The organism is Romboutsia hominis, from assembly GCF_900002575.1.
Taxonomy (GTDB): Bacteria; Bacillota; Clostridia; order Peptostreptococcales; family Peptostreptococcaceae; genus Romboutsia_C; species Romboutsia_C hominis.
Genome location: NZ_LN650648.1, coordinates 937,846 through 957,916, shown reverse-complemented (window position 1 = coordinate 957,916; position 20,071 = coordinate 937,846). Strand labels below are relative to the sequence as shown.

General features: G+C 24.9%; 24 protein-coding genes and 1 other annotated feature. Of the genes, 10 read left to right on the top strand and 14 right to left on the bottom strand.

Translation table 11 applies throughout. The features are described 5' to 3' along the window. Positions 1 to 20: 20 nt before the first annotated feature. From FRIFI_RS04500 to pfkB, 4 genes are all read right to left on the bottom strand, one after another. Complete coding sequence (locus FRIFI_RS04500) at positions 21 to 548, bottom strand: GNAT family N-acetyltransferase (RefSeq protein ID WP_092926572.1); 528 nt, start codon at positions 546 to 548, stop codon at positions 21 to 23. A gap of 56 nt (positions 549 to 604) precedes the next feature. Beyond that, entirely contained in the window at positions 605 to 1,441 is an 837-nt protein-coding gene (locus FRIFI_RS04495; RefSeq protein ID WP_092926574.1) for a GNAT family N-acetyltransferase, read from the bottom strand. A gap of 283 nt (positions 1,442 to 1,724) precedes the next feature. Further along, complete coding sequence (locus FRIFI_RS04490; RefSeq protein ID WP_092926576.1) at positions 1,725 to 1,997, bottom strand: hypothetical protein; 273 nt, start codon at positions 1,995 to 1,997, stop codon at positions 1,725 to 1,727. A 192-nt stretch (positions 1,998 to 2,189) separates the two neighbouring features. Further along, positions 2,190 to 3,125: a 1-phosphofructokinase gene (gene pfkB, locus FRIFI_RS04485; RefSeq protein WP_166505104.1), complete on the bottom strand. Its 936-nt coding sequence runs from the start codon at positions 3,123 to 3,125 to the stop codon at positions 2,190 to 2,192. Positions 3,126 to 3,382: 257 nt separating this feature from the next. Between pfkB and FRIFI_RS04480 the strand changes: the two genes are divergently transcribed. From FRIFI_RS04480 to FRIFI_RS04475, 3 genes are all read left to right on the top strand, one after another. Further along, entirely contained in the window at positions 3,383 to 3,772 is a 390-nt protein-coding gene (locus tag FRIFI_RS04480) for a 4Fe-4S binding protein (protein ID WP_092926580.1), read from the top strand. 145 nt (positions 3,773 to 3,917) lie between these two features. After that, the gene (locus FRIFI_RS15230) at positions 3,918 to 4,049 is read left to right on the top strand and encodes a hypothetical protein (protein ID WP_278336161.1); all 132 of its coding nucleotides are present in this window, start codon (positions 3,918 to 3,920) and stop codon (positions 4,047 to 4,049) included. Next, positions 4,031 to 4,999 carry a radical SAM/SPASM domain-containing protein gene (locus tag FRIFI_RS04475; RefSeq protein WP_166505103.1) on the top strand — a complete coding sequence of 323 codons (969 nt, stop codon included), beginning with the start codon at positions 4,031 to 4,033 and terminating at the stop codon, positions 4,997 to 4,999. The genes FRIFI_RS15230 and FRIFI_RS04475 overlap by 19 nt, the downstream gene beginning before the upstream one ends. 204 nt (positions 5,000 to 5,203) lie before the next feature. On the opposite strand, the gene FRIFI_RS04470 is transcribed toward FRIFI_RS04475, so the two are convergent. From FRIFI_RS04470 to FRIFI_RS04455, 5 genes are all read right to left on the bottom strand, one after another. After that, positions 5,204 to 5,368 carry a DUF4177 domain-containing protein gene (locus FRIFI_RS04470; protein ID WP_141664391.1) on the bottom strand — a complete coding sequence of 55 codons (165 nt, stop codon included), beginning with the start codon at positions 5,366 to 5,368 and terminating at the stop codon, positions 5,204 to 5,206. A 102-nt stretch (positions 5,369 to 5,470) separates the two neighbouring features. After that, positions 5,471 to 7,189 carry an ABC transporter ATP-binding protein gene (locus tag FRIFI_RS04465; RefSeq protein ID WP_166505102.1) on the bottom strand — a complete coding sequence of 573 codons (1,719 nt, stop codon included), beginning with the start codon at positions 7,187 to 7,189 and terminating at the stop codon, positions 5,471 to 5,473. Between the two features lie 94 nt (positions 7,190 to 7,283). Beyond that, positions 7,284 to 7,382: a PC4/YdbC family ssDNA-binding protein gene (locus tag FRIFI_RS15565; RefSeq protein ID WP_465231454.1), complete on the bottom strand. Its 99-nt coding sequence runs from the start codon at positions 7,380 to 7,382 to the stop codon at positions 7,284 to 7,286. A 101-nt stretch (positions 7,383 to 7,483) separates the two neighbouring features. Further along, the gene (locus FRIFI_RS04460) at positions 7,484 to 9,895 is read right to left on the bottom strand and encodes an ABC transporter permease (protein WP_166505101.1); all 2,412 of its coding nucleotides are present in this window, start codon (positions 9,893 to 9,895) and stop codon (positions 7,484 to 7,486) included. Next, the gene (locus tag FRIFI_RS04455) at positions 9,886 to 10,587 is read right to left on the bottom strand and encodes an ABC transporter ATP-binding protein (RefSeq protein WP_092926588.1); all 702 of its coding nucleotides are present in this window, start codon (positions 10,585 to 10,587) and stop codon (positions 9,886 to 9,888) included. The genes FRIFI_RS04460 and FRIFI_RS04455 overlap by 10 nt, the downstream gene beginning before the upstream one ends. A 218-nt stretch (positions 10,588 to 10,805) precedes the next feature. Between FRIFI_RS04455 and FRIFI_RS04450 the strand changes: the two genes are divergently transcribed. Then, positions 10,806 to 11,411: a hypothetical protein gene (locus FRIFI_RS04450; protein ID WP_166505100.1), complete on the top strand. Its 606-nt coding sequence runs from the start codon at positions 10,806 to 10,808 to the stop codon at positions 11,409 to 11,411. Between the two features lie 126 nt (positions 11,412 to 11,537). Here the strand turns inward: FRIFI_RS04450 and FRIFI_RS04445 are convergent, their stop codons facing one another. Further along, positions 11,538 to 11,759, bottom strand: a complete 222-nt coding sequence (locus tag FRIFI_RS04445) for a YdbC family protein (RefSeq protein ID WP_092926592.1) — start codon at positions 11,757 to 11,759, stop codon at positions 11,538 to 11,540. A 215-nt stretch (positions 11,760 to 11,974) separates the two neighbouring features. On the opposite strand from FRIFI_RS04445, the gene rbr reads away from it, so the two are divergent. Beyond that, positions 11,975 to 12,568 (top strand): rubrerythrin, encoded by a 594-nt coding sequence (gene rbr, locus FRIFI_RS04440; protein WP_092926594.1) that lies wholly within the window; start codon positions 11,975 to 11,977, stop codon positions 12,566 to 12,568. A 31-nt stretch (positions 12,569 to 12,599) separates the two neighbouring features. Here rbr and FRIFI_RS04435 read toward each other — a convergent pair whose 3' ends face one another. Then, entirely contained in the window at positions 12,600 to 13,133 is a 534-nt protein-coding gene (locus tag FRIFI_RS04435) for a solute carrier organic anion transporter (RefSeq protein ID WP_166505099.1), read from the bottom strand. 202 nt (positions 13,134 to 13,335) lie between these two features. On the opposite strand from FRIFI_RS04435, the gene FRIFI_RS04430 reads away from it, so the two are divergent. Continuing rightward, positions 13,336 to 13,752 (top strand): hypothetical protein, encoded by a 417-nt coding sequence (locus FRIFI_RS04430; RefSeq protein WP_166505098.1) that lies wholly within the window; start codon positions 13,336 to 13,338, stop codon positions 13,750 to 13,752. An 80-nt stretch (positions 13,753 to 13,832) separates the two neighbouring features. Here the strand turns inward: FRIFI_RS04430 and FRIFI_RS04425 are convergent, their stop codons facing one another. Further along, positions 13,833 to 15,236, bottom strand: a complete 1,404-nt coding sequence (locus tag FRIFI_RS04425) for a YfcC family protein (RefSeq protein ID WP_166505097.1) — start codon at positions 15,234 to 15,236, stop codon at positions 13,833 to 13,835. A gap of 179 nt (positions 15,237 to 15,415) precedes the next feature. On the opposite strand from FRIFI_RS04425, the gene FRIFI_RS04420 reads away from it, so the two are divergent. The 4 genes from FRIFI_RS04420 (at position 15,416) to FRIFI_RS04405 (ending at position 18,292) form a co-directional block, all read left to right on the top strand. Then, positions 15,416 to 15,763 carry a DUF1622 domain-containing protein gene (locus FRIFI_RS04420; protein WP_166505096.1) on the top strand — a complete coding sequence of 116 codons (348 nt, stop codon included), beginning with the start codon at positions 15,416 to 15,418 and terminating at the stop codon, positions 15,761 to 15,763. An 85-nt stretch (positions 15,764 to 15,848) separates the two neighbouring features. Continuing rightward, positions 15,849 to 16,108, top strand: a binding site (T-box leader). A gap of 93 nt (positions 16,109 to 16,201) precedes the next feature. Beyond that, a complete protein-coding gene (locus FRIFI_RS04415) occupies positions 16,202 to 16,993 on the top strand; it encodes an amino acid ABC transporter substrate-binding protein (RefSeq protein ID WP_166505095.1) in 792 nt (263 codons plus the stop codon). A 17-nt stretch (positions 16,994 to 17,010) separates the two neighbouring features. After that, on the top strand, positions 17,011 to 17,622 hold the full coding sequence (locus FRIFI_RS04410; protein ID WP_166505094.1) for an amino acid ABC transporter permease: 612 nt from the start codon (positions 17,011 to 17,013) through the stop codon (positions 17,620 to 17,622). A gap of 10 nt (positions 17,623 to 17,632) precedes the next feature. After that, positions 17,633 to 18,292 carry an amino acid ABC transporter ATP-binding protein gene (locus FRIFI_RS04405; RefSeq protein ID WP_092926608.1) on the top strand — a complete coding sequence of 220 codons (660 nt, stop codon included), beginning with the start codon at positions 17,633 to 17,635 and terminating at the stop codon, positions 18,290 to 18,292. A 131-nt stretch (positions 18,293 to 18,423) separates the two neighbouring features. Here FRIFI_RS04405 and FRIFI_RS04400 read toward each other — a convergent pair whose 3' ends face one another. Further along, a complete protein-coding gene (locus FRIFI_RS04400; RefSeq protein WP_166505093.1) occupies positions 18,424 to 18,834 on the bottom strand; it encodes an FxLYD domain-containing protein in 411 nt (136 codons plus the stop codon). A gap of 78 nt (positions 18,835 to 18,912) precedes the next feature. Beyond that, on the bottom strand, positions 18,913 to 20,070 hold the full coding sequence (locus FRIFI_RS04395; protein ID WP_166505092.1) for a serine/threonine-protein kinase: 1,158 nt from the start codon (positions 20,068 to 20,070) through the stop codon (positions 18,913 to 18,915). Between the last annotated feature and the right edge of the window lies 1 nt (position 20,071).

Genomic DNA, 20,071 nt, shown 5'->3' with positions numbered 1-20,071 from the left:
ATCTCCCTAACTAATTTTGATTATAAATTTATCTGTTTTTCCATTCTTATATCACTATACCAATTTCCATTGTAATACACAAAGTTTTCAGATTTTCCTATTGCTTTATATCCATTTTTCTTATAAAAATTTATAGCTTTAGTATTGTATTCAAACACTCCTAACTCTATTTTATTTTTACCTAACTTCATTACCTTATCTTCTAATAGCTTCATTACTTTTAGTCCAATACCTTTACCCCTACATTTATTATCCCCTACACATATACTAATCCAAGCAGTGTCATCACTTTCATTAAATAACATTTTAAAATTTGTATTAATAGTTACAAATCCAACCTTTTTATCATTTTCAACTATCATGTATGTATGCTTGTATTCATTTATTCTAGTTCCTTCTATTAATTCCTCTAATATTATATCTTCTATTTCTCCTTCTTTAAAATTAGGTCTAAGTAAATACTTTATACTGTTGTCATTATTCCATTTTTGTATTAATTTAAAATCATCTATATCTTTATGTGTTATCTTTTTTAGTTCTACACCCATTAATTTTTCCCCCTTTATAGAAATAAAGTATATAGATTAATCTATATACTTTATTTCTATTCTTTATAAACATAATACAAACAATCATTTTCAAAATTAGTTAATGACTCATATTTGTTTTCTTTTAACTTGCTTATTAATTCATCACTTGGATTATGTATATATATTTCAGCTTCACTATAGTTCTCTTTTAATAAATAATAATTTACACAGTCATTAATACCTTCAAAAGTATTATCTATACATATTATAGAAGGATTTCCTTTTACTTTAACTATACATCTATGACCATTTACTATTACTAAAGAATTACTTTCAACTAACTCATCATATATTTCTTTACATAAATTAAAATAAGTAAATCCATAAGTTATTCTATTTTTATTTTTCTTAAAATAATCTAAGTTTTTAAATTCTTCATATGATATGTCCCATTTTTCAATATTAATATCATTTATATCTTTATTATAATTATCATTTTCTTTAAATACTACCATACAACTATCTTCTAAATAAAAATTCTTTGCCTTCATCATATTTATGCTAGCTACAGTATCTTTATGAGTGCACATTGCTATATTAGTTATCTTATTATTTCTTAAATCTTCTCTTGCTAAATTAAATAGCATATCGCAAATTGCATGTGCATATTGTCTCCCTCTATAATCAACATGTACTCTAAGCCCTTCAAGCCATCCTTGTCCATCTATTAGAATACTATATTTTCCTACTGCTACCACCTTATCATCTACAACTAGCCCTAAAAAACACCCATCTTTTTCATCTACCCATTTGTGAAATACACTAGGTAGATAATCATTTCCTTCCCAAATATTTCTTGATATATCCACTATATCATCATAGTCTTCATGTGTAAGTATTTTATAATTCATTTTTTCACCCTTTTTACTTCTTTGTTTTAATAAAATTGATTTATTTTAATTATACATCTTATTTACTTATTATTAATACATAAATATATTTTATCCTAGGAGGAACGTTTCGTTCCTCCTTCTTTAATAATAAAAATGTGTCCACGATTTTATAAATACTTATATATTATTTTGACTACTTCACAAGGCTTTATATATTCTTAAAATCAAATAAAAAATAAAAAGAGCAGTAATTTCAATCTTACTACTCTCAATATAATAATTTTATTTAAATAGATAAATATTACTCCTCAATATTTTTATATAAAGTATATCCACTCATCAACATCCCTAATCCACCTATAAAAGAAAAAACAAATCCACCTGTTCTAAAATTATCTATATTAGATTTAACAATCATTTCATATTGAGATGTTTCCATTCCTCCACCACTAGCTTGAATTGCATCATATCCCATTTTTAGCCCTATAGATGTCGATAAAAATATTAATATCATACCGATAATAAACGAAATTACCATACACTTTAATGAACCAATTAAAAATTTATTTTTCATACTTCCCCCTTAGTTTGATATTAACTGCTAATTTAATTATAACACACAACATTTTTAACGCATATTCATTCAAATAGAGGTTTTTGTATTTATATTATTTTATAATTAAAAAAGCTATAAAATTTAGTATCTTCCCTAATTTTATAGCTTTTTTAACTTATTTTATTTTTTAGTTTACATAACCTAATTATATTAGATTTTACTATACTCTAATACTTCTATCTCTTTAAATAATTTTTCAATTTCATTTACATCTATAAATCCAGTTTTAATATTCATAGCATTAGACATTCCACAAGCATTAGATAACCTTAGACAATCCTTTAATGAATAATCATTTAATAATCCATATGCAAATCCTGCTATTGATGAATCTCCACTACCAACTGTATTTTCTATTTTTATATTTGGTATTTTTATTTCATATATACTATCTTTGTTTACAAGAATCATCCCATCTTTGCCCATAGATATACATATATTTTCTATATTATATCTTAATAATTTATAAGCTTCTTTTATAGCATCTTCTTTATTATTTATATTACACTTACATAAAGCCTCTAGTTCATCTATATTAGGTTTTATCATATATATATGACTATTTATTGCACTTTCAAGGTATTTACCGCTAGTATCTAATATAAATTTTATATTTTTAATCCTACATATTTCTCCTAACAATCCATAGTAATCAATTGGCAATCCTTTAGGTAAACTTCCACTAGCTACTAGTATCTTAGTTTCTTCTAATATATTTTCTAGATGTCTTTCAAACTTTATCATGTCGTTTTCTTCTACTATAGGACCACTTTCAAGTATTTCTGTACTTACTTTATTTTTATCTATTATATTTAAACAAACTCTAGTTTCACCATCTATTTTTATAAATTCATCTCTAAGACCAATTTTTTTTATTTCATCCTTTATATAAAGGCCATTGTATCCACCTACAAAACCCATACACATGGGACTATGTCCTAATTGATTTAGTACTCTAGCTACATTTATACCTTTTCCACCTGCACTTTTTTTAACATCCCCTGCCCTTTGAACCTTTCCTATTTCAAAAGTTTCTAATTTGTAAAGTGTATCTATTGATGGATTAAATGTTATAACTGTTATCATAATCTTTGTCCTCCCTTTTTATGATTACACTAATATTATATAAATTTACTTTATTTATGTATTTGTAATTTCATTTGATTAATTTGTTATTTTCTTCTTCATATTTAATATATTTTTCATATTGTTGTTCTAAAATTTTTAAGTTTTATAAATTATCTTACTTGTCATAATTTCAAATTGATTTTTATAAGTATTTGTCCTACACTTAACTTGAATACAGTTAGCAATACAATCTAAATTTTTAGGGGGAAAAGGGAATGAAAAAATTAGTTGTTACAGACAGATCTCTATGTCAAAATTGCTTAGCTTGTGAAATGACTTGCTCAAATGCATTTTATAAGCATTATGGATTAAACACTCCATGTATAAAAATAGGATTAAAGAAAGATGATTCTTTAGATGTTAAGGCATGTAATCAATGTGGTCTATGTGCTAAAAAATGTCCTCAAGGAGCAATAACTCAAAATCCTAAAGGTGTTTATATGATTAATAAGAAAAAATGTAATGGTTGCCTTACTTGTGTTGATGCCTGTCCTAAAGGCATAATAGCAAAAGTAGATGATAAGCCTGTGCCATCTAAATGTATAGCTTGTGGACTTTGTGTTGATGCTTGTCCTATGGGAATTCTTGAGATTAAAGAAGGTTAATTTTATAATAAAATATATTAATAACCCCTGTTTAATATAAAAACAGGGGTTATTAATATATTTTATATTTAATAAATATTATTTTTTAATATATAATAGTTATTAATAACAGATATACAATTTTATCTACCTAAAGGGGGATTTTATGAATCATTTAACAATTTTAATAAAGCCTAGTTCTAGTGCTTGTAATTTAGATTGTAAATATTGTTTTTATAAAGATATATCAAAAATAGGGATGTTTATACTAATGATTTTATGGATATTTCTACACTAGAAAATATAGTTAAAAATGCTTTAAGTAAAAATGTAGATTATATAAACTTTATATTTCAAGGTGGAGAGCCTACTTTAGTAGGCATTGATTTTTATAAAAAGCTTATAACATTACAAAATAAATATAACAATAATAATATTAATATTGTAAATTCTATTCAAACTAATGGTATAAATATAGATGATGAATTTGCGATTTTCTTTAAAGAAAACGATTTTTTAGTTGAAATATCACTAGATGGTTTAAAAGAAACTCACGATTTATATAGGACATATAAAAATGGCTCTTCCACTTTTGATGAGGTTATATCAGCTATTAATATATTAAAAAAATATAAGGTTAATTTTAATATACTATCTGTTGTAACTAAAGAAAGCGCTAAAAATATAGATGAGATTTATGAGTATTTTAAATCTAATGATTTTCCATATATACAATTTATACCCTATATAAAAAACTTCGAGATAGATAATCAAAATAAATATATAGAAAATGAGTTTAAAAATTACTTAGATACTACTAGTTTTTATATATTTTTAGATAAATTATTTAATCTTTGGTATAAAGATATTAAAAACGGTAAGTTTGTAGAAATAAGAAACTTTATGGATTATATAACTGTTCTTAAAGGATATAATCCAACTAGCTGTGGTATGAATGGATTTTGCAGTCTTAATATAGCTATTGAATCCAATGGTGATGTTTATCCTTGTGACTTATACTGCTTTGATTATTGGAAATTAGGTAACATTAATAAAGATTCTTTAGACGAACTTATGGCTTCTTCTAAGGCATTAGAATTTTTAAATCGTTCTTTATACATACATAATACCTGTAAAAAATGTAAGTACTTTAAGCTTTGCGGTGGTGGATGTAGACGTAACCTAGAGCCTTTTGTTGATAATATACCTTCTTTTAATTATCAATGTAAAGCCATCAAACAATTTTAGATAAAAACTTAAATAAGTTAATATCTATATCTAATATGTTTGATTGAATATAGTTTTATTTAAAAATTTTAAAATTTAAATATATAAAAATGTATCCTATGTAAGTAGATAATTTAAAAACTACTCTATAGGGTACATTTTTTTAATTTACTTATACATTAATTTTTACATATTTAATTAGGCTAATATATTTTATAGATTATTTTAATCTTCATCTTCTATTTTTATCTTTTTGCTAAGATAGTGCCAAGAGTTCCAAACAGATACTAACTTCCATCCATCACTTCCATATTTATTTAATATTTCAGCTGTCTTTTTAGCATTTTCATTTATTACTACACATTTATATTCATATGTTTTTTTGCTCATAAAAAACCCCTTAAATATACTCTTATAATTGATATATTTAAGAGGGTTATAATATATGCTATTTTTACAAATTTTTAAGTTAATTTTGTTTGCTTAAATTGTCTATGTTATTTTATTTTTGTTATCATCACTTTGTATATAATATAAGCTATAAAAATATCCTTTAAGGTCGATTAATTCTTTAAAGCTTCCTTTTTCTATAACCCTTCCTTCTTTCATAACTATTATCTCATCATAATTTATTAATATATTTTTTATAAGCTTGTGAGTTACAACTATCATCGTTAAATCATTAAGACTTAACAGTGATGTTTCTAAGTTATAAGCAGTTTCATTATCTAATGCAGATGTAGACTCATCTAGTATAAGTATCTGTGTATTATTTATAAGTGCTCTAGCTATAGCAATTCTTTGTTTTTCTCCACCTGATAACTTATTTCCATTTTCTCCAACATGTGACTCTATTCCATTTTCAAGTTTATTTATGAGAGGTAATATCCCTGACCTTTTACAACTTTCTAACACTTGTTCATCGCTATAATTTGCAAATAATTTTATATTTTCCTTTATAGAATCATCAAACATAAATACATTTTGTTGTATCATTGATATATTTTTATATAAATCTAAACTGTATATTTCTTTTAAATCTTTATTATCAAAATTTATACTTCCTTCATAGTCTGTATAATACCTCATAAGTAATTTTATTAAAGTACTTTTACCGCATCCACTTTCTCCAACTATTGCATACTTTTTATTTTTCTCAAAAGTTAAATTTATATTATCTAAAGCTTTTCTATCACTAGTATATGAGTAATTAAGGTTTTTAACTTCTATAGAATTTTCAAACTCATTAAGCTTAACTTCTTCTATACTTTCATTGGATGTTTCAAGTATTTCTTCTATTTTATCTGCTATAAGAGATACTGATTTTATTTGATTTATGAGAGATATACTTGTTTTAACTGGAGATACTATATGGGTACTTAATTGTATTATTATTATGGCAGTACCTACTGATATACTTTTTTTATACATTAAATACCCACCTAAAATTAATACTCCTAGGTATATAGTTACACTAAAAGATAGAGAAAATCCTTTTATTATTGCTTCAAGTATTGCATATCTTCTTTTACTACTTTCTACTTTAATCGAACTTTCTTTAAATATTTTATTTATCTTATTACTTATATTAAAGCCTTTTATAACTTCAAATCCTGTAAACAAATCTTTCGTTAATGAAGTTATTTCTTCTAGATTTTTTGAGTATTCATTCTTTTCTATAACTAACTTCTTAGATAAAGCATTTGGTATTATAAATCCAAGTGCTCCAAATACTGCTATAAATACAACTATAGATGGACTTATAAAAAATAATACTCCCAATGATATTGTAAAAGATATTAATGATGATATTATTAAAAATATATTATTTAAAAAATTATCTTCTATCATTTTTACATCATTGTATAATACTGATATGTACTTACCACTGTTATCTAGTGAAAAGTCTTTTATATCTTTATTTATTACTTTAAAAAATATATCACATCTTAAGTAATTTACTGTATTTTTTATATATTTAGACATTACAAGACCATCTAAATACTCTGTTATAAACATTATAATTATTAATCCAATTGTTGCCACTATTATTGGTATAAATTTATTTACATCCCCACTTGCAAATATGTCTACTATAAATCCCATCATAAAATCAAAACATATACTAGCTAATGCTACTAAAGATATCGTAGCTATTCTTGTAAAAAACTGCCCTTTGTATTTTAAAGCATATTTCAAAAGCATTTTCATAACTATTTCTCCTAATATTAACAATCAATTTTTAACTTATCTAAACTATTTAAATTTAAACTTCAATATAAAAACTGTAGTTTAGACTACAGTTTTATATATCTATATTATTTAATAGTTCTTTACTCCATCCTGAAGTTATACTAGATATCACTCCTATTTCTTTAACTATATCGTATTTTATACTTGCCATAATTCACATCTTTACCTTTATTATACAATGATTATACCACAAAAATGATTGTATAATACTTATACAAACAGTATATTGTTATATGGAATTTGTGTAATTTATTACTCACTACAAGATTTTAAAACTTCCTGTAATGATATTTTTTCTATTTTTTTCTTAGCTGCATATGTTCCTAGCATAAATATAAATAATATTATAATTAAGCCAACTATACCTTGCCATATTTCAAATTCAAATGGCATAACCATTCCAAACTCACTAGCTAGGTATCTAATGCCAAATCCTAACCCAAGTACAGTTATTGGTATACTTACAATATATGAAATTATAGAATAAACTAGGTAACTACTTAACATCATAGAATTAACTTCTTTTTTAGAATATCCCATTACTTTAAGTAAAGATATTGAATAATAATTATCTTCTACAGTCATAGTTGTAAGCACATATAAAACTATAACAGCTATAAATACTGCAGTAATTATCATTGAATATATAGCTACTTTTACAAATCCTTGCATTGATTTTGTTTGTTCTAATATATCATTTTTATTTATAACTGATAAATAATCACCTTTATCCAATTTATCTTTTGAATATACACCAGTATAAAAATCATCTTTATCTATATTTTTAAATGCTTCATCTTTAGTTATTATATTACTTAAATTCTTTCTATCCATATATACTTTAGGCTCTCCATAATCCCTAGATATTCCTACTATCTTTTCTTTATATACTTTATCATTTATAGTTATATTTATAGTTTCACCATTTTTTACTCCATAAGTTAAGTAAAAACTATTATTTACTACAATACCATCTTTTAATTCTTTAGTTATATCATTAATTTTTTTATCATATATTTTATGTAATTTATTATCACTGTCTATTCCAGTAATGTTTATATTGTCTTCTTTGTATATGCCATTAGGTAAACTTATAAATTTCTCATCATCATTGTTAAGCTTTGGATATTCTTTAGACATATCGACAATTCCCTCATATATATATCCTACTGATTTATAATAATCTACACTCATTTTATCAAAGAAATCAGACATCATAAGACTCATTATTATAAGCATTGATGAAAATACTATTCCTAAGAAAAATACTATAAATTTATTAGTATTTGCAAGTATAAATGAGTATTTAAATTTTGTTTGAGGTTTAGCATTTTTTAATAATTTACTAACTAATTTATTAAGTTTTCCTACCTTTTCATTATCACTTGATTTTATAAGGTTTATTGCCTTTTTAGAAAGCATCTTATTTATAAGTATAGTTGACAGTCCTATTATAACTACTAATGGTACTACTATTGCTACTAATAATACACTTAAATTAGTTTTTATTTCTCCACTAGGTATTAAATAAAACTCTAAGTAAAAATTACTCATATATGGTGCTGTATATACCCCTAATATATATCCAATAAGTAAAAGTGGTAAAGATATTATTGTTAGTATCATTATATATGGTTTAAGTATTTCATATTTTGAATATCCTAGTGCTTTTAAAACTCCTATTTGAGTTTTTTCATTTTTAACTATTCTATAAGTTATCATAAGTACTATTAAAACAGCTATTGTACTAATACTTACACTTATACCTATAGTCATAGCTTGACCGCCCTTTATTTCTTCATATATTGCTCCACTTTTCATTTGATTTTTTGTAAGTACTATACTAGTTATATACTTTAAATCATTTTTATCCTTATATGTTTTAATAATATCTTCATTGAAGTTTTTTAAGCTTTCTTCATTATTAGAAACTCCAGATAAATAAAAATCTTCTTTTCCCTTTATACTTTCATATTCTGTATTATTTACTAATCCTAAAGTCATTTTAGAATTATCTATATTAAAATCTGTTCCACTTATAGGCAGTGTATTATCTGCAAACAATACAAACCCTGTTATAATGTAATTCTTTCCGTTTATGTCAATACTATCGCCTATATCTAAGTTATTTTTCTTAGCATATATATTAGTTACTGCTATTTCATTATCTAATTTAGGCTTATTTCCTTTTTCTATATATGATAGGTTTATATTTTTACTATCTTTAAATAATGTTATCTTATTACTTTTACCATTATTTTTAAAGTTTACTTCTTTGTAAGATCTATTTTCTAATTTAAAACCTTTATAATCTTTTTCAAATGCATTTATTCTATTTTCTATTATCTTATTATAAATATTAATATCTGACTTTTTTATATCACTTAATGTATATATAAGCATACTACTTGCTTTCATTTTTTCTTTATCTGATAAATTATTAATATCAAATTCTGTTAAACTATTTATCATACTTATAGAAAAATCTTCTTGATTAGTTTCATTAATAAAATTTTCCAAAGGTGTTTTTAAGCTATCAATAGCATAAAACATGGTTGTATATAAAAAAGAACTAAGTGCTATTATTATACCTATGGCAAGAATTTGTAATTTCTTTTTCTTAAATGTATTTAAAGTATTTTTAAATAAAACTCTTACCCCCATTTTATTTCACTTGCCTTTCTTTTTTTGGTATTTAAGATTTCTTCGACTATTTTTCCTGAATTCATTTTTATTACTCTATCAGCCATAAATGCAATATTTGGGTTATGAGTTATAACTACTGTTGTTGTTTTAAATCTTTCATTCATATTTTGTATCATTTCTAATACTTGCTTTCCAGTTTCTTCATCTAATGCACCAGTTGGTTCATCACAAAACATTATCTTTGGATTTTTAGCTATACTTCTAGCTATAGAAACTCTTTGCTGTTGCCCACCACTTAATTGGTATGGATATTTATCTTTTTCATTTTTCATACTTACTGCATCTAACACTTCATCAATATTTAATGGATTTTTTCCTATACTTGAACCTATTTCAATATTTTCTTTTACTGTAAGATTTTGAAGTAGATTATACTGTTGGAATATAAACCCTAAATTATTTCTTCTAAATTTTGTAAGCTTATCTTCATTGTAATCACTTATTTTTTCATCATTATAATAGATTTCTCCACTACTTGGTGTATCTAATCCACTTATAACATTTAACATTGTACTTTTTCCACTACCACTTGGACCTAGTATAACTATAAATTCACTATCCTTAATTTCTATATTTATATCTTTTAATGCTACTGTTTCAACTTCTCCACTTTTATAAATTTTCCCTACATTCACTAATCTAATAGACATGACAAAGCCCTTTCATTTTTAAATTTTTTATAATTAATTATACTCATACATTTTTAAGTACTTTTAATAAAGTTATTATATATTTATATTCTCAAATTTTATTATATAAAACATCATGTATAACTTTAAACATTAAAATTATTAAATAATAAAAATCACATTTAATGCTTTGTTCATATGCTATATTAGACGCTAAAAATTACTAAATTTCAAAGGAGGTGTTTGGTATATCATACTACCAAGACAATGAATATAATTGCAGCTGCTTATCAAAATATAGTATAGTTGGAGCTAATTCTTTAGATATTGATGTTGACTACTGTGAGCCTGAAATAAGATCAGACATTGTTATGCCTGAGTACAAATCAGTTAGACTTTGGGGGCAAATAGTAAATCATAAAGGAGAGCCAGTAGAAAATGCCTTAGTAAAATTGTTAGGAGTTGAATGTTATGACGATCAAATTTACTATAAAGGAATAGCTCATACTATAAGCGATTGTGAAGGATTTTATCAATTTGATTTATCTGACTATGAAGATAAATATTCTAGTTTCAAATTATTAGTAAACAAAGCTACTTATGATTCAGAAAAGGTAGTATCACTTGAATCTAACAACTGTGATTCTTGTTGTAACCAAAATTACTGCGATGATTACTCTAAGTGTGATATTTCATCATTTAGTTCTCTAAACTATTACCCTAGAAAATTTTCTACTTTTTATGAAATAAAAAATAATTTTAATTGCATATGTAAAAAAAATCACAACTGCAAAAACAGGATAACTTGTAACAAAAAACATGATAAAAATATCTCCAGAAGCTAGTTTGCTTTTGGAGATATTTTTTGTGTATAAAATGCTATCTTAAATCCATCATAAAATAAAAATATATAAATATGCTAAGTTATCTAAGTTTTTACTTCAATATAAAAAATATATAAACTAAAATTTCTATATATCCATATTATTTAATAATTCTTTAAGAGATTTTAATTCCTCTGCTGTTAAAGTTATTCCTTTTCCCATTTTTTCATGTTCTGATGACCAATCTCTTAAATCATACTTAGGTTCCCTATTGTTCCAACTTATAATATTTAATTCTTTTTTCCACCCTGAAGTTGTAGTTGATATTATCCCTACCTCTTTTACTATATCATATTTTATACTTGACATGATTTCACCTCTTTATGTTTGTATATATAGTAATTATACCACGAAAAGTTTTATATAAAACTTTAATAAATAATTTAACAAATGCTTTAATTTACTTAATTTTTATTAAAAATATCAATCTTTATTAATTAAAAGTTATTAAATTACTATAAATGTATATTTTATTTATTTTGGTAAATAATCCTAATAGCAATATTTTATTAAAGGAGTATAATATGAGTTTATTAAAAGATAGTAGAACAAAAGAAAATTTAATGAGGGCTTTCGCTGGAGAAAGTCAAGCTAGAAACAGATATACATTTGGAGAAAGTTTAGCTAAAAAGCAAAATTTATATGTAGTTCAAAAAGTATTTAATTATACAGCAGAACAAGAAAAAGCTCATGCTTGGGTTTTTTATAATCATCTAAAAGAACTTTCTGGCTCTTCTATAACTATAGATGCTGGATATCCTGTTGAAGTATATGACGATTTAATTAAAACATTAAAAGATTCTCAACATAATGAATACGAAGAATGGGATAAAGTTTACAAAGAATTTGCTAAAACAGCTCGTGAAGAAGGTTTCTTAGAGGTAGCTAATAGTTTTGAGAAAATATCTGAAATAGAAAAAATTCATGGAGATAGATTTGGAAGATTTGCTAGTGACCTTGAAAACAATACTCTATTTAAAAAAGATACTGAAGAAAAGTGGATTTGCTTAAACTGTGGTCATGTTCATACAGGTACTAAAGCTCCAATGGCTTGCCCAGTTTGTTCATATCCACAAGGATATTTTATATTATATTCTAATTCACCATTTGAAAATTAATAAAAATCCCTAGTTATTCTAGGGATTTTTATTATCTACAATTACATACACATTTACAATTTAAGTTACACCCGCAGTTATGATCATTTGAATTACACCCACAGCTATGATTATTCGAGTTACATTCACAGTTATGACCATTTGAGCTACATCCATCATTCTCTTCATGACAATTTTTATGACATTCATCACTTTGTTTCATAAGTCTTCGAGCTTCACACATTAACTCTTCACCCTCATTTGATATTCTTCTACAATCATTCCATAATCTACGAGCTCTTTCACATTCTTCCATAGCTTGTCTTTTTAATTCCTCTGCTCTTCTTTCTGATTGTTGTGCTTGTTGTGCAGCTTGATTTGCTCTATTTATTCTTTCATTCGCTTCATCACATTTTCTTTGAGCTAAACATTTAAGTCTTCTACATTCTGAGCAATCAATATCATGATCACATTTACATTTATGATTTTTTTCACACTCTTTTTTATTTATATTTATGCCTTTACAACAAAAATTTTTATGACATCCACAATTATGCTTTTTATAATTTCCTTTTTTGCATACCATAATATCCACCCTTTTTTTTTATTAGACATGATATATTAAATATCATCTTCTTAATAATATATATATGCAGTCTTCTACAAAATGTGAGTTAACTTTTATAAATACTTATATTTTTTTGTACTTAATAACTAATTATATAGAGGAAACTCTATATATTATAAAGAATACTTATATAATCTTTTAATTTGGAGGTTTTTATATTATGAGAAAGTTATTTATGGCTTTTTTATTATTTTCATTAAGTATGTATTTAATAGGTTTTAATTCTTTTGATAATAATATAGACCCTAATTTGAAATTTGAATTTTTAGGTTATATAAATGATAATAATTGCACAAAAATAAATATAAGATTAAAAAATGAATCGAACGATGAATTTATAGATCCAGATATTAGCTTAATATTAAGCGATAAATACGAAAAACAATATAGCTATACTATAAAATCTAAAGATATAAATAATATTACTCCAAATAGTTATGTAGATTTAGAATTTGTTTTTGAAAATAAATTCAATTTAGAAAAGTATAACCTCAAAGATGGAAATGTAATATTTAAATCTTTTATAAAAGATAAGTCTCCTTCAAATTCTATTAATATGCTTTTTAGTATAAATTAGGTATAAAGTAAAATATGAGATAGTTATAGTATAATTTAAAACACTACTATCACTATCTCATATTTATTAAATATTTTTAATTATAATAACATCATCCCTATTGATAATATAATAGCTGATGATATATATATACAAATGATTATCTTACTTGCAAACTTAACCCATGTACTATATTCAACCTTTGCTATAGCAAGTCCCCCCATTATAACTCCAGATGTTGGTGTTATAAGATTTACAAGTCCGCATCCAGCACCAAGAGTTGATATAATTAATTCTGATGGAAATCCTAAACTTTTTGCTAATGGTCCAAATATAGGCATTGATACACTAGCTAAGCCTGATGTAGAAGGTATTAAAAATGATAAACCTATATATATTAAAAATGCTATGTTTATAAATAATATAGGTGACATTCCACTTAATGCATGTGATGCATTATTAAGAACATAAACATCAAGTCCTGTACTACTCATTATAACAGATACTCCTCTTGATATACCTATTATAAGCGCAACTCCTACCATCTCAGATGCTCCGTCTATTATAGCTGAAACTATTTCTTTTTCTTTTAATCCATATACTACACCAATTACAATAGCCATTAATGTATACCATGTAGCAAGTTCTGAAAACCACCAGTTTCCAAGTGCATTACCTGTTAAAAAGTCAGTATGCTTAAATATAGTTATTCCAAACTTTTCCCAAGGAATAACTCCACATATCATAACTACAAATGATAATCCAAATAAAGCTAATACTATTTTTCTCTTAGTTGTAAATTCTAAAGTCTCTTTTTTTGAATTTATAAATGCACTTTTAGCTGATTCTACTTCTTCTTTTGATAATAAAGTTGCATTAGGATTTTCTTTAACCTTTTTAGCATGCTTCATAACAAAGTATATAGATATTAATAGTGATGACAACCAAAGTGCTGCTCCAATTCCCATAACTACCGCTTGATTAACTTCAACTCCAACACCTTTAAGAGAATCTATACTTATTGAAACCACAAATGGGTTTACAGTTGAACCTAAAACTCCACATCCAGCACCAAATAATATAGTAGCAACTGCTGTTAAAGAATCAAATCCAGCAGCTAACATAGTAGCTGTTATTAATGCATAAAAGGCTAATGTTTCTTCTGACATACCAAAGCAAGTTCCACCTAATGAAAATGTAAACATTAGTATTGGTATTAATATAAATTCTTTCCCATTTAGCTTTTTTACTATTGAACCTATTCCTGCATCAAGTGCCCCTGTTTTTGCTACAACACCTAAAAATCCACCCATTAAAAGCACATATAAAGATACATCTATAGCATCTTTTAATCCTTTTATAGGAGACATTACAACGTCTGATATCCCTGCTTTATTAACCTGTGGTATAAACTGTGTAATTACACCTATTACTATAATTATAGAAAACAATATAGTATATGCAGTAGGCAGGTTAAACTTCTTTTTGTCAGTTTGTCTTCCCATAACTTCCTCCGTATATTTTTTTTCTAAAATAGTTATAGCATACTTAATAATAAATTAAAATACTTTACTTTTAAATTTATGTTATATTCAGTAGTTTTTTTTTATATTTTGTCATATCTAATTAGTAATAAGTTTTTATATTTTACACAACCTATATTTATATAATTTATTTAAAGGATATGGTTAATTTGGATTTTAAAAATATTTTAGAAAAATTAATAATTATTTTACAAGGTTTATCTACAATAGTAATAATATGGGGTATAGCAATTCAATTTGCTTTATGGTTAAAATCAGAAATTGTATCTAAGACTAGAAAGACTGCTGTTGAAAATGTTACTACCATCAAAAACTTTTTGGGCACATACATACTATTTGGCTTAGAAATTCTAATAGGTGCAGATATTATAGAATCAATACTAGACCCTAGCCTTAATCATATATTAGGCCTTGCTGCCATAGTTATAATAAGGACAATTATCTCTTATTTCTTAAATAAAGAAATTGAATATATTAATAAAAACTAATATATTAATTTTTAGTATTAAAAAAAAATATTGACATAAATAAAAAATAGATTTATTATTTAAAACAATAAAGTTAATTACATAACTAAATGCAATGATAAGAAATAGTAAAAGTAAGTATCTTTAACAGAGAGTTACCGGTTGGTGAGAGGTGCAATTGATTTTACTTTGAACACATCTTTAAGCAGAGCACCGAAAAGATATCTTAGTAGGCTGTTTCCGGATTCCCTGCACCCGTTATAGTGCTAGAGTATAAACAATTTATTTGTCGTACTCAAAGAGGTTAGTGTCGTGAGGCATTAATAAATAGAGGTGGAACCACGTGAGTTAACTCCCGTCCTCTAGCAATAGCTAGAGGCGGGAGTTTTTTTAGTTTATTTCCTTATGCGCGCAAAGAAATACACTTAAAAAATTAAATTTACTATAAGGAGATATTATATGAAAAATATATTAAAAAAATTTAGTTTAATGATATTAATTATAATCCCTCTAATATTAATTGGAGGTTGTGAGAAAAAATTTACTAATTATAAAAATAATAATCAAGATAATACAGTAGTTATAGGGTATGACAATACCTTTGTACCTATGGGTTTTTTAGATGAAAATAATGAAGTTGTAGGATTTGATATAGACCTTGCTAAAGAAGTTTTCTCTAGGCTTAATATGAATGTAAAATTTCAAAATATAGATTGGAGCATGAAAGATACAGAGCTAGACTCTGGTAATATAGATGCTTTATGGAATGGTTATACACTAACAGAAGAAAGAAAGAAAAAAGTAGAGTACTCTAATCCTTATCTAACTAACAAACAAGTTATAGTTACCTTAGATAATTCTTCTATAAAAAATAAATCTGATTTAAAAGGAAAGTTGCTAGGAACTCAACAAGGTAGTGCTGGTTTTGATGTTATAGAAAAAGATACTAATATAGTTAATAACTTACAGGATAAAACACCTATACTTTATGATAGCTTTGACAATGCATTTAGAGACTTAGAGTTTGGTAGAGTTGATGCAGTTGTAGCTGATGAAGTATTAGCAAAGTATTATATAAGCAATTCAAATAAACAAAATTTTGTTATCTTAAAGGATAACTTTGGAGAGGAAAGCTTTGTTATCGGATTTAAAAAAGGAAATACTTCACTTTCCAATAAAGTCAATAAAGCTTTAACTGAAGTTAAAGAAGATAAAACTTTCGATAAAATTTATAAAAAATGGTTTAACTAGATTTAGGAGGATTTAATATGTTACAAGGATTAAAAATAGTGTTTATTGTATTTATGCTAACACTTATAATATCAATACCTCTAGGTATAATTATTTGCACATTAAGATTATCTAAAAACAATATTTTAAATGGTATTTCAAAATTTTATATATTAATCTTTAGAGGTACTCCACTTTTATTACAACTAATATTTATATTCTACGGACTTCCTCTTTTAGGAATTGTATTTGATAGATTTACAGTAGCAATACTTGCCTTTTCTCTAAACTATAGTGCATATTTTGCAGAAATATTTAGAGGAGGCATAGAGTCAATAGATAAAGGTCAATATGAAGCCTCTTTAGTACTTGGATTTGACAGATTAACAACTTATAAAAAAATAATAGTACCCCAAGTAGTAAAAAGTATTTTAGCTCCAATGTCTAATGAAGTTATAACATTAATAAAAGATACATCTTTAGTTTATATATTAGGACTTAACGATATACTAAGACTTGCTCAGATAGCTTCTAATAGAACTTTAAGTTTAATTCCTCTACTTGAGGTTTGTCTTATATATTTAGGATTAATTTTCATACTAAGTAGTGTCTTTAAAGCTTTAGAAAATAAGTATTCATATTATAGATAGGAGTTTTTATATGTTAGAAATAAAAAATTTAAATAAATCATTTGGTAAAAATAAAATATTAAATAATATATCATTTAATATAAATAAAGGTGAAATTGGAGTTTTACTTGGAAAATCCGGTGCTGGTAAAACAACTTTACTTAGATGTATATGTGGACTAGAAGATTTTGATAGTGGAAGTATTGTAATAGATAAAACCACTATGAAAAGCTCTATGGATATACTAAAGTTAAAAGGTCAAATTGGAATGGTATTTCAAAATTTTAATTTATTTCCACATATGTCTGTACTTGAAAACATTACCTGTGCATTAGTTAATGTACTAGGTCAAAGTGAGAAAGAAGCTTTAGAAAAAGCTACTAGTATTTTAGATTTAGTTAACTTAAAAGATAAACTAAATTCATATCCGTTTGAACTATCTGGTGGACAAAAACAAAGAGTAGCAATCGCTCGTGCAATAGCCCTATCCCCAAAGATATTATGCTTTGATGAACCTACATCTGCACTAGACCTAGAATCTATAGAGGATATAATAAATATCATGTATAAGTTAAAAGAAAATGGTATGACTATTTTAATAATTACTCATGACTTAGATTTTGCAAATAAAATTTCCGATAAAAGCATAACTATAAAAAATGGATTAGTTGATAATTTAGCCATACTTTAATAAAAAATTTCCTTCACTTGAACTACGTATAGGCAAAGTGTTTCATATCACCGACAACTACTTCCGTTAATCAAGTTTAGCATTTAGTATTAAAAAAAGTATATCTTAACAATTGTTAAGATATACTTTCCTTAAAATGCAGTATTCGTAGCAATTATTTCGTAGCTATCAAAATCATCTTTTTCACATAATATTTCAACTTTTCTTTTTTCTCCTGGTGCTATATCACTTTCATTAGTAAAAGATTTTTCTATAACAGTACCATCTTTTCCTAATAGCTTATAATCAAACTGAACATAATCTATCATTTCATTACTTGTATTTTCAAAAACTCCAACTATTTTAGTCATGTAATCTTCTTTTTTTATTTCCCAAGTAATATTTTTAGCCATCTCTTCTATTTTCTTATTTTCTTTTTCTGATTGTGATTGTGTTTCTTCTATAGCATGGTTAACACTAGATGCACCTTGTGCAAGCATTAGAGCGCAACCTCCTATTATAACTACAAATCCTATTATAACTCCTAGTAAAACTTTTTTCATAAATAACCTCCATAATAACTATTTCATTATTTATTATAAAGTTTATTTATAGCCTATTGGTATGCTCATAGCATACAACTACCCTACAATATAAGTTAATGGTATACCTAGGCTCCAAAATATTATATTAGAATATAGTACATATCCAAGTATCTTTATATGTAATTTATTACTTTTTATAATTGGTAACTTGTTTTTTATATCTAGAAAATTAGTATATAATAAAAAATACATTAAAAGCATTATTACTACTATTAAGTTTTGTATTAATTCACCAATGCTACTTACAACAAATAGTCCTATTATTAAAAATATATAAAATACTGTAGATAGTGTCATATTGATCCTATTTCCATTTCTAAACCCTGGTATATACTTAGATTTTAACCTAGTGTTTTTATTAATTTTTTTAGTTTTAATATTTATAGGTTTACTACTATCTTCATTTATAATTTTTTCTTTTAATTTATATCCTATTTTGTTTATATTTTTTTCTTTACTGGCTTGTGTTTTATAAATTAATTTTATTAAATCACTCTTTAGTGCTGATACATCTTGATACCTATCATCTGGAGATATCTTAGTACATTTCTTTATAACATTTTCCAATAACCCTTTATTTTCAACTTCTTTTATATGCTTTCCTGTAGTTAGCACATTCATCATAATACCCAATGAGTATATATCGCTTCTACAATCACTTTGTTCAAATCCAAATTGTTCAGGAGATGCATAACCTTTAGTGCCTAGTAAAATTGTATCCATATTTTCTCCGTATTTATAATTTCTAGATATATCAAAATCAATAAGCTTTAATACATTATCATTACTTATCATTATATTAGATGGCTTAATATCTCTATGTATTATTGGTGGATTTAGATTATGTAATATATTTAATATGTCACATAAAGATATTATATAATTTATAACTTCTATTTCTTCTAAATGATCTGTTTCTTTTAATTTTTCATGAAGAGTTTTACCATTTACAAACTCCTCTATTACTACCAACTTATTATCTATTTCAAATACTTCATATATTTTAGGTATATTTTCACTTTTTATATTTTTTAAAGCATAGTATACATCTTTATTACATTCTTTTAATAATCTTTTTATATATAATTTGTTTTTTATATTATTATGAACAAGTATTACTTCACTTTTACTACTTTTATGTATTGTTTTTAGTTCTTCATATAAAGACAACTCTAGTTCTGCTTCTAAATTCAAA